General features: G+C 34.7%; 10 protein-coding genes. All 10 read left to right on the top strand.

Translation table 11 applies throughout. From position 1 onward, the window contains the following. Positions 1–571 precede the first annotated feature (571 nt). The 10 genes from CZ809_RS12875 to CZ809_RS12830 all read left to right on the top strand — a co-directional run bounded on the left by CZ809_RS12875 (position 572) and on the right by CZ809_RS12830 (position 14100). Positions 572–2749 (top strand): polysaccharide biosynthesis tyrosine autokinase, encoded by a 2178-nt coding sequence (locus CZ809_RS12875; RefSeq protein WP_080158033.1) that lies wholly within the window; start codon positions 572–574, stop codon positions 2747–2749. Between the two features lie 546 nt (positions 2750–3295). Beyond that, positions 3296–4375, top strand: coding sequence for a dTDP-glucose 4,6-dehydratase (gene rfbB, locus CZ809_RS12870; protein ID WP_080158032.1), 1080 nt, complete (start codon positions 3296–3298; stop codon positions 4373–4375). Between the two features lies 1 nt (position 4376). Beyond that, complete coding sequence (gene rfbA / locus CZ809_RS12865) at positions 4377–5249, top strand: glucose-1-phosphate thymidylyltransferase RfbA (RefSeq protein WP_080158031.1); 873 nt, start codon at positions 4377–4379, stop codon at positions 5247–5249. A 19-nt stretch (positions 5250–5268) separates the two neighbouring features. Next, positions 5269–6162, top strand: coding sequence for a dTDP-4-dehydrorhamnose reductase (gene rfbD, locus CZ809_RS12860; protein ID WP_080158030.1), 894 nt, complete (start codon positions 5269–5271; stop codon positions 6160–6162). 20 nt (positions 6163–6182) lie between these two features. After that, positions 6183–6731 carry a dTDP-4-dehydrorhamnose 3,5-epimerase gene (gene rfbC / locus CZ809_RS12855; RefSeq protein ID WP_080158029.1) on the top strand — a complete coding sequence of 183 codons (549 nt, stop codon included), beginning with the start codon at positions 6183–6185 and terminating at the stop codon, positions 6729–6731. 187 nt (positions 6732–6918) lie between these two features. Then, entirely contained in the window at positions 6919–8454 is a 1536-nt protein-coding gene (locus CZ809_RS12850) for a lipopolysaccharide biosynthesis protein (RefSeq protein ID WP_080158028.1), read from the top strand. Further along, positions 8442–9431 carry a glycosyltransferase family A protein gene (locus CZ809_RS12845; protein ID WP_080158027.1) on the top strand — a complete coding sequence of 330 codons (990 nt, stop codon included), beginning with the start codon at positions 8442–8444 and terminating at the stop codon, positions 9429–9431. The genes CZ809_RS12850 and CZ809_RS12845 overlap by 13 nt, the downstream gene beginning before the upstream one ends. Positions 9432–9926: 495 nt before the next feature. Next, complete coding sequence (locus CZ809_RS12840; protein WP_080158026.1) at positions 9927–10988, top strand: NAD-dependent epimerase/dehydratase family protein; 1062 nt, start codon at positions 9927–9929, stop codon at positions 10986–10988. Positions 10989–11005: 17 nt separating this feature from the next. Next, complete coding sequence (locus tag CZ809_RS12835; protein WP_080158025.1) at positions 11006–12742, top strand: thiamine pyrophosphate-binding protein; 1737 nt, start codon at positions 11006–11008, stop codon at positions 12740–12742. Positions 12743–13005: 263 nt separating this feature from the next. Then, a complete protein-coding gene (locus CZ809_RS12830; RefSeq protein ID WP_159447951.1) occupies positions 13006–14100 on the top strand; it encodes a polysaccharide pyruvyl transferase family protein in 1095 nt (364 codons plus the stop codon).

Below are 14100 nucleotides of genomic sequence, written 5' to 3'. Positions count from 1 at the left end.
CGATAGGGAATCTGCTATCCGCGCGTTGTAGAGTTATTGAATTCACTGGCTTCTTTAACGCTCGATCATAATCCTCCGTCATTCCCTACAGTGAATGCCCGCGAGGGCGATAGGGAATCTGCTATCCACGTGTTGTAGAATTATTGAATTTAATAGATTTTTTAAAGCTCGATTATAACCCTACGTCATTCCTTACAGTGAATGCCCGCGAGGGCGATAGGGAATCTACTATCCACGCGTTGTAGAGTTATTTAATTCACTGGCTTCTTTAACGCTCGATCATAACCCTCCGTCATTCCCTACAGTGAATGCCCGCGAGGGCGATAGGGAATCTGCTATCCACGTGTTGTAGAGTTATTGAATTCACTGGCTTCTTTAAAGCTTAATGACGTGGTGAGTAGATCACGGATAGCTCGTCCCTCTCTTCCGAGATGACGAATAATGGGCTAAGTGAAGTTATGAGAGCGATAGGAAATCTACTAACCACGCGCTGTAAACCATATTTAACTTTTGGATGATGCTTTGGCTCTTCCTCATCTTCTTAAAAATTTAACATCGGAATCTTTACTTAATGAGTATTGCTCAAAACCCTCAACCGAATATTTCTCCAGGAACGGATGAAGTCGATATTGGTAAACTGTTTGGTATTTTAATTGATCACCGTTGGTTCATTATTATTACTACCTTTATCTTTGCTATTGTCGGTATTAGCTATGCATTGTTAGCGACACCCATTTATAAAGCTGATGCGCTCATTCAGATTGAAGCGAAAAGTTCAGGCATGCCAGCCCTTGGTGGTGATATGGCGGATATGTTTGGTGGCGGTGAATCAAGCGCAACTACTGAAACAGAAATCATCAAATCACGGATGGTATTAGGTGAAACGGTTGATAAGTTAAACTTAACTACAGTCGTTAGTCCTGAATATTTCCCCGTCGTCGGTAAAGGTTGGGCGCGCTTAATGGGCGAGCAACACTTTATTCATGTTTCGCGTTTTACTGTTGCAAATGGTCGTGAACAAGGCGGTTATCAAATCGTAGTAACGGATGCCAAGCAAGGTCAATATCAACTAAACGACAGTGATGGCCGCAAAGTATTAATCGGTAAAGTGGGTGAGTTAGCGCAAGTGAATGGTTACCAACTATTCATTACCGATTTACAAGCAGTGAACGGTGCTGAGTTTGCATTAGCAAAAATTAGCCGTTTAGATGCGATTCAACATTTACAACGTAATTTAGCTGTTGCAGAGCAAGGTAAACAAACCGGGATTTTGCAATTATCAATGACCGGTGAAAACCGCGCCGATATTAAAGCGATTGTTGATGACATCAGTAAAAACTACTTTCTACAAAACGTAGAGCGCAACTCAGCAGAAGCTGAAAATAGCTTAGTGTTTTTAAAGCAACATCTACCTGAAATTAAAATTCAATTAATGGCGGCGGAAGATAAACTTAATAGTTATCGCCAACAGAATGAATCGGTTGATTTAAGCCTTGAAGCAAAATCAGCCCTTGAAACCATGGTGGCATTGGAATCACAGCTAAATCAGTTAACCTTTAAAGAAACCGATATTTCACAACGTTTTACTAAAGAGCACCCAGCATACCTTTCATTAATGGATAAACGTAAAACATTAATTAAAGAGCAAAAACGGTTAAATAAACGTATTGAGACCTTACCAAAAACTCAACGCGCCGTTTTACGTTTAACCCGTGATGTTGAAGTTAATCAACAGATTTATGTGCAACTGCTTAATAAAGTGCAAGAGCTGAACATTGTTAAAGCCAGTACGGTCGGTAATGTACGCATATTAGATACCGCTCAAGTTTATAGCCAAGCAGTGAAGCCTAAAAAAGCGTTAATTGTGGTATTAGCGACCTTATTAGGTGGCATGTTAAGTGTGGCGATTGCTTTTCTACGCGCAGCATTGCACCGTGGTGTTGAAAGTCCTGATGAAATTGAAGCATTAGGTTTACCTGTTTATGCATCGATTCCATTATCAAATTGGCAAACCGATTTAGAAAAGAAATTTAAATCAAAACAGCAACTACAAGTAAATCAAGCATTACTAGCAGTATCTAACCCTGCGGATTTATCGATTGAAGCACTGCGCAGTTTACGTACCAGTTTGCACTTTGCGATGATGGAAGCGCGTAATAATATCGTAATGATTTCAGGTCCGAGTCCGGGTATTGGTAAGTCATTTGTATCTGCTAACATGGCTGCAGTAATGGCCAAAGGCGGACAGCGTGTATTAGTAATCGATGCCGATATGCGTAAAGGTCGTATGGAACGCCAAATGTGTGTTGATAGCAAACCCGGTTTGGCGGATTACTTAAGTGGTCAACAAACCATTGAGCAAGTGGTTAAATCACCTGGTGTTGAACACCTTGATTTTATCGCCCGTGGCGCAGTGCCACCTAACCCATCTGAGTTATTAATGCATCCGCGTTTAAAAACATTATTGGATTGGGCATCTGAAAACTATGACTTAGTGTTAGTGGATACCCCGCCAATTCTAGCGGTAACCGACCCAGCTATTGTGGGTGCTCATGCAGGCACAACCATGATTGTGGCGCGTTTTGGTTTAAACCCTGTTAAAGAAATTGAAGTGACTAAAAACCGTTTTGAACAAAATGGTATTGAAGTCAAAGGCTGTATTCTGAACGCGGTGGTTCGCAAGGCAAGCTCAACCTATGGCGGTAACTATGGTTATTACAACTACAGTTACGCGAGTGATAATAAGTAGATAACAGGTTTAGAGGGACGAGGGTCTAGGTACGAGAAAAAGCGCCTAAACCTTCGTCACTCTTAATAGTGAATGTTCGAGCTAACCATCGTCATTCCCTACAGTGAGATTACGAACGAGATAGGGAATCTACTTATCACGTGTTGTAGAGTTAATATTTTCACTGATTGACGATTGAGAAGGAATAATCTTCCCCTAGACCCTAGACCCTAGACCCTAGACCCTAGACCCTAGACCCTAGACCCTAGACCCTAGACCCTAGACCCTAGACCCTAGACCCTAGACCCTAGACCCTAGATTGGACCTATTCCCTCAACACCCCAAATAATAACTAAACTTGTTTCATAACAAAGCATTAGCTGAGATAGCTAGTGCTTTTTTATGGCTCAAATTTCAGTGTTTGTGTCTCAGGCCCTTAAAAATACTGAGTTGGCCTGATGAAATTATTCAATAAATGAGTCACGAAAAATCGTGAAATTCACATCAATAGTGCCAATGGATGATGAATATTGGTGCTGTAATTATAAACAAAAAGGATCGTTTTCTGTGAAAATTTTGGTCACTGGTGGTGCTGGTTTTATCGGCTCAGCTGTTATTCGTCACATTATTAATAATACTCAAGATAGCGTAATCAATGTTGATAAATTAACTTACGCAGGAAACTTAGAATCATTACTTACCGTTGAAAATAATGAGCGTTACACCTTTGAGCAAGTGGACATTTGTGATCGCACTGAGTTAGATCGCGTCTTTGCTGAGCATCAACCGGATGCGGTTATGCATTTGGCCGCTGAAAGTCATGTTGACCGCTCAATCGATGGTCCTGCAGCATTCATTGAAACCAATATTGTTGGCACTTATACCATTTTAGAAGCGACACGTGCTTACTGGAATCAATTAGATATTACACATAAGACGGCATTTCGTTTCCACCATATTTCAACCGATGAAGTATATGGTGACTTGGAAGGCACTGATGACTTGTTCACTGAAACAACATCGTATGAGCCATCAAGTCCGTATTCAGCCTCTAAAGCATCTAGCGATCATTTAGTCCGTGCATGGCTGCGTACTTACGGTTTACCAACGATTGTAACTAATTGCTCAAATAATTACGGCCCGTACCATTTCCCTGAAAAGCTGATTCCGTTAATTATTCTCAATGCGTTAGACGGTAAAGCACTACCTGTTTACGGTGATGGCATGCAAATTCGTGATTGGCTATATGTAGAAGATCATGCATCAGCGCTTTATACCGTAGTCACTAAAGGCGAGATTGGTGAAACCTATAATATTGGCGGTCACAATGAAAAAGCCAATATTGAAGTGGTGAAAACCATTTGTTCATTACTTGAAGAATTAGTGCCAAATAAGCCACAAGGTGTAACGGAATACCAAAACTTAATTACTTACGTAACAGATCGCCCTGGGCATGATGTCCGTTATGCGATTGATGCTTCTAAAATTGCACGTGAGCTTGGCTGGAAACCTGCTGAAACGTTTGAATCTGGTATTCGTAAAACAGTTGAGTGGTATTTAGCAAATCAAAAATGGTGGAGCCGAGTGTTAGATGGCTCATATAGCTTTGAACGTTTAGGTACATCAATGAATAAGAGTGAGAAATAAAATGAAAGGAATTATTTTAGCGGGTGGTTCGGGTACACGTCTTTACCCTATTACACGTGGTGTATCTAAACAATTATTACCTATTTACGATAAGCCAATGATTTTTTACCCGCTATCAACATTAATGTTGGCAGGTATAAAAGATATTTTAATTATCACTACGCCTGAAGATAATGACAGTTTTCGTCGTTTATTAGGTAATGGTGCTGATTTTGGTATTAACTTAGAGTATGCGATTCAGCCTTCTCCTGACGGTTTAGCGCAAGCCTTTATTATTGGTGAAGAGTTTATTGGTGATGATAGCGTTTGCTTAGTGCTTGGCGATAATATTTTTTATGGTCAGTCATTTGGACAACAGTTAAATCATGCTAAAGAATTAACAACACAAGGAATCGCAACTGTATTTGGTTATCAAGTTCATGATCCTGAGCGTTTCGGTGTGGTTGAATTTGATAATAATATGAAAGCTATTTCTATTGAAGAAAAACCGCAACAACCTAAGTCAAATTATGCAGTTACAGGATTATATTTTTATGATAATCGTGTTGTTGAAATGGCAAAGCAAGTAAAACCGTCACATCGTGGTGAGCTTGAAATTACCACATTAAATGAAATGTATTTAAATGATGGAACACTTAATGTCGAACTATTAGGTCGTGGTTTTGCATGGCTAGATACAGGCACTCATGAGAGCTTGCAACAAGCAGCATCATTTGTTGAAACTGTACAAAATATTCAAGGCTTAAAAGTTGCCTGCTTAGAAGAAATAGCATGGCGTAATGATTGGTTAACTGTAGAGCAAGTGCAGTTGTTAGCTGAACCAATGATGAAAAATGAATACGGTCAGTATTTAATGCGTGTTGTTTCTGAATAAAAATAAGAAGTGAATAAACATTGTGAAAGTATTAATTACAGGTAGCAATGGTCAAGTGGGTAGCTGTTTAGTTAAACAGCTACAATCTTGCCCTGAGATTGAATTTTTAGCCGTTGATAGAGATAAACTTGATATTACGTCTAAGCAAGAGGTAATAAAAACCGTCTTAGATTTTTCACCAAATATTATTATTAACGCAGCCGCTCATACTGCTGTCGATAAAGCAGAAGATGAAGTTGAATTATCTTATGCTATTAATCGAGATGGTCCTAAGTATTTAGCCCAAGCTGCCGAACAAGTTGGTGCTGCAATATTACATATATCAACAGATTATGTTTTTGCAGGCGATAAACAAGGATTGTACAGTGAATCTGATACCGTTAACCCGCAGGGTGTATATGGTGAAAGTAAATTAGCGGGTGAAGAAGCGGTTATTAATGCTTGCTCTCGTCATATTATTTTACGTACCGCATGGGTATTTGGTGAAGATGGTAATAACTTTGTAAAGACCATGCTTCGACTAGGTCAGCAAAGAGATTCTTTAGGTATTGTTGCTGATCAATTTGGCGGTCCTACTTATGCTGGTGATATTGCGGCAGCATTAATTAAAATAGCTAAAATTATCACTGATACAAAAAACGCATTTAATTCTAATAATTATGGTATTTATCATTTTTCTGGTATGCCACATGTTAGTTGGTGTGAATTCGCTCAAGCTATTTTTGATAAAGCGGTTGAACAAAACGTTTTTGTTAAATCTCCTGATGTAAAGGGGATTAAAACTGAAGAATATCCAACCCCAGCGAAGCGCCCTGGCAATTCAAAGTTGAATACTAAAAAAATAACAACAGTCTTTAATATCCCAGCAAGCGATTGGCAATCAGCATTAAATCACTTGAGTGATTACGCTTAAATATAATGTAGAGAATAGCAATGAAAGTTATTGAAACAGATATTCCAGATGTGAAAATTATTGAGCCAGCTGTTTTTGGTGATGAACGTGGTTTCTTTATGGAAACATGGAACCAAAATAAATTTGAAGAATTAGTTACTGGTAAACCAACTCAATTTGTACAAGATAATCACTCTAAATCTAAAAAAGGGATTTTACGCGGACTTCATTATCAAACAAAAAATACCCAAGGTAAATTAGTCCGTGTTATTTCTGGTGAAGTGTTCGATGTCGCTGTTGATATTCGTAAAGACTCGCCTACATTTGGTAAATGGGTGGGGGTTTATCTTTCTGCTGAAAACAAACGTCAATTGTGGATACCCGAAGGCTTTGCACATGGTTTTTATGTAACTAGTGATGAGGCTGAGTTTGTTTATAAATGTACAAACTATTACAGTCCAGAGTCTGAAGTTTCGTTGGGATGGGCTGACCCAGTCATAGACGTTAATTGGCCTTTGGGAAAGGAGCTACCTATTTTGTCTGATAAAGATAAGGCCGGAGTTGAGTTTTCTGCAAATATTTTTTTATAATATATTGATAATTAATGCTATAAGACACCTATATCATCTAATAAAATCAGAATGTTTGATTTATTTACTCAAGTGTTTAAACAGCACCGATATCAGAGCGGTTGTTTAAACTAGCCGAGACTCAGTAATAATTAGGAATATTTATGGATGAATTTTACTCTTCAATTTGTTTACTATTGAGTATGATATGCGTACAAAAAGTACTATAAAAAATGCCATGTTTTCTTCAGCTAATATGATAATTACTATTATGCTGACATTCATATATCGAACTGTTTTTATACAAACATTAGGTGTTGAATATCTTGGTTTGAACGCTGTTTATACAAATATTTTAATGATTCTTTCATTAGCAGAATTAGGAGTTGGACAAGCAATAGCTTTTAGTCTATATAAACCAATTTCTATTAACGATAAAGAAAAAGTTAATGCATTAATTCAATTTTACAAAAAGGTATATCGTTATATTGGAATTGGTGTTTTAATACTCGGTATTGGTTTTATGCCATTTATTCACATTCTAATACCGAGTACATCAAGTCTTGAAAATATATATCTAATCTTTATATTGTTTCTTTTTAATAGTTCTCTGACATATTTTTGGGGATATAAAAGAACTTTGATAATAGCAGACCAAAAAGAATATAAATTAGTTCCTTTTACAACAGTATCTCAAATATCAGACATTTCACTTCGTATTATTTGCTTATTGATTATGAATAGTTTTGTATTTGCATTAGTTATTCAGTTGTTTGTCAAGTTTTTTGAGAATGTTTTTATAAATAGATATATAGATAAAGAATATGATTATATTCAGTTTAATGATAATAGAATTTGTAGTAGTGAGTTAAGTGTAATAAAGAAAAATGTAAAAGCAATGATGATGCATAAGCTGGGTGACATATCAGTTAATGGTACTGATAACTTAATTATATCATCGTTTATTGGAGTTGCTGCACTTGGAGTGTACTCTAATTACGCTATGATCATCGGAATTGTAATTTCACTGTTTGCCTTGATAATTAACTCGTCAATCGCAAGCTTAGGAAATGTTATTGCTACCGAAAGTATAGAGCGCTCAGAAGAAGTATTTGATACTGTTGATTTTATGTCATGTTGGTTATTTGGTTGGGGTAGTATTTGTTTTTATATTTTAGCTCAACCTTTTATTTCTCTGTGGTTGAATGATGATTTTTTATTAAATAATACTGTTGTGATTTTAATTGCTGTTAATTTGTTTTTACTGGGGCCTAGAGCGTCATTGGGTGCTGTGAAGTCCGCAGGAGGAATATATACTCAAGATAAGTACTCCCCATTAATTCAAGGAGCTGTAAATTTAATCATATCATTAATATTGGTTAAATCACTTGGTATTACAGGTGTGTTGTTAGGGACGCTATTATCAAGTTTATTTGTTCCATTATGGCATAGACCATATGTAGTATATAAATATTTATTTAAAAAATCGCCATTAGAATATTATAAGAAGTTGGTGTTTCTATCATTATCATTTTTTATAATTGCAGTAATAACTAAAATTATAGTAGATGAAATAACGACGGTTATAATAAATTCACTATTCCAATTTTTTATAAGTATATTGTTATGCATTGTGCTCCCCAATATATTATTTATATTACTAAACTATAAAAGAAAAGAAGCTTTGAAAATACTAAATTATTTTAAATATCAATATGTAAAGGTGACTTCATGGGGAAGTTAGTTAGTATTATAACTCCATGCTTTAATGGCGAGTCATATATATATAGATTTATAGAATCTATACTTTCCCAAGATTATAATAATATAGAACTGATTATTATTGATGATGGGTCAACGGATAATACTAAAAATATAGTTGAAGGTTATAAATCAAGGTTTATAGATAGGGGGTATTCTCTAAAATATATTTATCAGGCTAATCAAGGTCAGGCTAGCGCAATTAATAAAGCTCTAAAAATATTCAAAGGTGAGTATCTCACGTGGCCTGATTCGGACGATTTTCTCTCGAATAACTCTATTAGTCTACGTGTGAAGTTTCTTGAACAAAATACTACTTATGGTTTCGTTCGTTCAGATGCAGCATTTTATAAACAGGATGACTTGAGTACAAGGGTTGCTTTGGCAACTGATAATATAAATGATAAATATAAAGAAGATATTTTTCATGCCTTGCTCATGGAGGAGGATATCTTCATGTGTAACGGTTGCTATTTAGTTAGAACTCATGAATTCTTATCTGTTATACCTGAACGAAAAATTTATGAAACACGTGCGGGACAAAATTTACAATTGATATTGCCAATTTCGAATAAATATTTGTGCGGGTTCATAGACCAGCCTTTATATCACATTGTAATGAGGTCTGATAGCCATTCTCGTTCTACCGGGATTGATGAAATATTGAGGTGTGATCAGCAACTTGATATTTCACTGAATATTTTGTCGAATATCGATGTCGATTTAGAAAAATATATGCCATTAATTTTAGAAAAGCGTGCAAGACAACAGTTTAATATCGCATGTGCTAAAGGTAATGTTACATTAGCTACAAAGTTTTACCGGAAGTTAAATAACCATAAGTTACTTGACTTTGTTAAGATTGGTTTACTTAAGTTTAATCTTTATCAATTTTTCAAGGTTATTATTCGTTTGTTGAGATTGTTTCGTTCTAAATTTATGTCCTTGAGATCATATTAAAGGTAGATAATTTTAGTGGAATACCATAGTAAGTAGTTAATGATAAATTACCATGAATTGACTATTGTAAGTCTTTGATTATCAGGCTATATGACGTTGTTCGTATTAATAGAAAACTTATTTATACAGAAAAAGAATTATATTATTTGAAGTCATTAGCGATGAAGAACTATATCAATTTAAAAGAGTATAAATAATACTTACAAGAAGAAATGATTTAAAATTTAGCTATGAAATTATTAATAAAAATATAAAAGTTATTACAGCTACAAAAGGTCTCGAGATTCATTAAGGTTAAAATGTGACGATATGAAATTTAATTCTTTAATTTAGGTATTGAATTTAAAATAAAAATAAATTCTTTTGTTTCAATGAATGAGACTTTAGTTAGAATATTACCAGCCCAAATGTAGGTTACATTGGTATATTAAACTTATTTGGTTCTTTAACATTAAATTTCTAATTTAATAAATTCGAGGCTATTTTAGGAAATTCATGAAAATACTTATATTAGGTGGAACTGGGGTCATGGGAAAATACCTGGCTCAGTTACTCGTCGATGATGGAAATTCAGTTTATGTGACGTCGAGAAAACGCTATGATTATAAAACTAAAATTAAATTCATTTTCGGTGACGCGCGTGAAACGAGGTTCTTAAAAGAAATTTTACAAGGAGAGTGGGATGCAATCGTTGATTTTATGTCTTATTCTACAGCTGAGTTTCAAGAGCGTTTAGATCTTTTATTAAATTCAACTGAACAGTATATTTATTTAAGCTCTGCTAGAGTATATGCAAACTCAAAGGATCTTATTACTGAAAAGTCAGCTCGATTATTAGATGTAACTCAAGATAGTGAATATTTATCAACAGATGAATATGCATTAACAAAAGCTCGGCAAGAAGATTTACTTTTTAATTCAACTAAAAAGAACTGGACTATAATTCGACCATATATCACATATGGTGAAGAAAGACTTCAACTCGGAGTACTAGAAAAAGAATCATGGCTATATAGAGCATTAAAAGGTAGGCCTATAGCATTTTCCAACGATATCTATAATAAAACAACAACACTTACTTACGGTTCAGATGTGGCTCGAGGTATTGCCTCAATTATAAGACAAGATACTGCATTAGGTGAGGCGTTCCATATAACGTGTGAAAAATCTATAATGTGGAAAGATGTCTTGGGAGTATATGTTGATGTTTTAGATACTCATATGGGGAAAGAAACAAAAGTAGTACTTCAAGATATAGAAAATTTTTTGAAATGGAATCAAGGTTTTTATCAAATTCAGTATGATCGACTATATGATAGAAAATTTGATAATAGTAAAATTGGGCAATATATTGATACGTCAACTTTTAGTGAACCAGCCTCTACTCTGAAGGCGTGTTTACAACGATTTATAACGTCTCCAAACTTTTTTAGTTTAAATTGGAAGAATGAAGCTATTAAAGACCGACAACTAAATGTAAGAACTCCTCTAAAGGAGTTGCCAGGTATAAAACAAAGAATAAAATATTTTGTTTTTAATAGATTACGAATAAAATAGATGGTAATTACGAACTCATGAATAAATTGCATACCACCGAAGTTAACGTTCAAGTCATAATATCATTACTTAAAGCGCATGGGATCCGTAAAGTTATAGCTTCGCCAGGAGCAACTAATATTACATTTGTAGGAAGTATTCAAAAAGACCCATTTTTTACAGTTTATTCATCAGTTGATGAACGCTCAGCTGCATATATGGCATGTGGTTTAGCAGAAGAAAGCGGAGAACCAGTCGTTCTGAGTTGTACAGGTGCTACAGCGTCTCGTAATTATGTACCAGGGCTTACTGAAGCATATTATCGTAAATTACCTGTATTGGCTGTTACTTCAACGCAGCCAATATCCCGTGTGGGTCACCATATTGCTCAGGTTATTGATAGAAGTTCTCTTCAGAACGATATTGTTAAGTTAAGTGTTCTTCTTCCGTTTGTTAAGGATGAAGATGATTTATGGGACTGTGAGATTAAAGTAAATCAAGCAATACTTGAGTTGAAACGTAACGGAGGTGGGCCAGTACATATAAATTTACCAACTAATTATACTTTACCATTTGTAAATAAATTGATGCCTAAGTATAGAGTGATTGACCGAATTCAAGGAACTGATTCATTACCCCCTCTATTAGGTAAAATAGCTATATTTGTAGGATCTCATAAAAAATGGACTTCATCAGAAGTGCAGACTGTAGAGAATTTTTGTTCGACAAATAATGCAGTTGTTTTTTGTGATCATACGAGTAGTTACAAGGGGAAATACCGTTTACTTTTCTCGTTGGTTGCTGCTCAAGAATTATTAGATAAATCGGAATATAAGCCAGATATCTTAATACATATTGGTGAAGTTAGTGGTGATTATAGCAGCGCAACTATAGTTGGTGAGGAAGTTTGGCGAGTTAGTGAAGATGGTGAAATAAGAGATACATTTAGAAAATTACGATATGTTTTTGAAATGTCAGAAGAAAAATTTTTCACAGAGTATAGCGGAGGAACTCAACGAGATGATAGTTATTTTGAGGCTTGTAGTACGGCCTTAGACAAAATTAGGCAAAATATACCAGAGTTACCATTTTCTAATATCTGGGTTGCTTCTGAATTATCTGGAAATATACCTAATAACTCTGTAGTGCATTTCGGGATATTAAATACCTTACGTTCTTGGAATTTTTTTGAGGTTCCATCTTCTGTTACGACTGCATCTAATGTTGGTGGTTTTGGTATTGATGGAGTTTTATCTTCATTAGTTGGCGCTTCTTTAGATAAAAGTAATAAGCTTTTCTTTTGTATATTAGGTGATTTAGCATTTTTTTATGATATGAATATTCTAGGTAATCGTCATTTAGGCAACAATCTACGTATATTGATTATTAATAATGGTAAAGGTACAGAATTTAAGCAATATAATCATCACGCTGCATATTTTAAAGATGAAGCAGATGATTTCATGGCGGCGGCAGACCATTTTGGCAAGAAATCACCAACGTTAGTTAAAAATTATGCTGAAAATTTGGGTTTTGAATATTTAACTGCATCAAATAAAGAGGACTTCAAATCTGTATATGAGCGCTTTATTTCTTTAGATGTTACATCAAAGCCAATGCTTTTTGAAATATTTACTGATAGCAAAGAAGAAAGTGATGCACTTAAGGTTATTCAAACAATAGAAAAAGATAATAAATCAAAATTGAAAAGTATTACTAAGAAAATTCTTGGGAAGAATGGAATTAGTCTTGCGAAAAAAATATTAAAGAGTTAATGGTTAGTAATTTTAGTTGGGATGTTTCCTATTGATTATTTATCGTTATTTGTTTCTATTTTACTGTTAACTTTGTCAAATATAATATTTACTCTTATTATTCGATGTGAAGTTAATCTTGTTATCAACTTGATGGTTTATATATCTTTGATGACGGGGTATTTTATTTTGAATAAATTAAAGGTTTAAAATATTTCACTGAGTCTGTTATGTATATTTACTTGGTAGTCGTGATCTATCGAGTACGAATTATTAGGTATGCAATGAAAAAAAAAATTGGCATTTTAAATTTCCATTATTCAAATAATAATTATGGTGCTGTTTTGCAAGCTTGTGCTATTCAGGAGGTTGTACGCAGTTATGGTTATGATGTTGAAAACATTAACTACATACCATTGGAACAAAAGAAAACGTTTAAAAATTATCTTGGAGATATATTACGCATTTGTGGCCTTAGGAAGACGGAGGCTAGAAAGAATGTTAAACATAACGGTAAGTTTCAAAGCTTTAGAGACAAGTTTTTAAGTACTTCTAGTTTATGTCAAACTGATGTTGAACTCTCTGATTTATCATTAAAATATACACATGTTCTTGTTGGCAGTGATCAAGTTTTTAGGCCTGCAATGACAAGGCATAACGCGACTAAGTACTTTTTAGATTTCTGCCCGAGAGCAATAAAAATCTCGTACGCAGCTAGTTTTGGTACAGATAAATGGGAGAATAATGTTTACACTAAAGATGCTAGACTCTTTACACGACTGCTATCTGGTTTTAGCGCTGTTTCAGTCAGAGAGGACTCGGGAGTTACTATATGTAATGAAGTATTTGAGGTTGAGGCGCATCATGTTCTAGATCCTACTTTGTTGGTAGGGGCAGACTATTTTAGGGAAATGTTCAAATTTCGCTCATCTGACTCCAAATTGAAGTTGGTATCGTATTATAAATTAGATATTGATGATGATTTTTTACAAGTGATTAGTCGTTTAACTGTCGATAGAAAGAGCGAATCAAAAAATATCTATCATGAAAAAAATTCACAAGGTGAGGAAGAATATCATTCTGTTGAGGAATGGCTACAGTTAATAAGTAGCTCAGATTTAGTTGTAACAGATTCTTTTCATTGTGTTTGTTTCAGTATTTTATTTAATATTGACTTTGTATGTATTGCTAACCCTGAGCGTGGTATTGCTAGATTAAGTAGTTTATTAGAGATGCTTGGTTTGAGTGATAGGCTATGTGTAAAGCCTGATTTAATTGATTCTATTAGTAAGAAAAATATTGATTGGTGTGTTGTTGAACAAAAACTTTCTGATGAAAGGAAAAAATCAATTAATTTTTTAAGTAAAAGTTTAAGTTGA

Source organism: Photobacterium piscicola (assembly GCF_900166965.1).
Classification (GTDB): Bacteria; Pseudomonadota; Gammaproteobacteria; order Enterobacterales; family Vibrionaceae; genus Photobacterium; species Photobacterium piscicola.
This window is presented reverse-complemented; position numbering and strand designations above follow the sequence as displayed.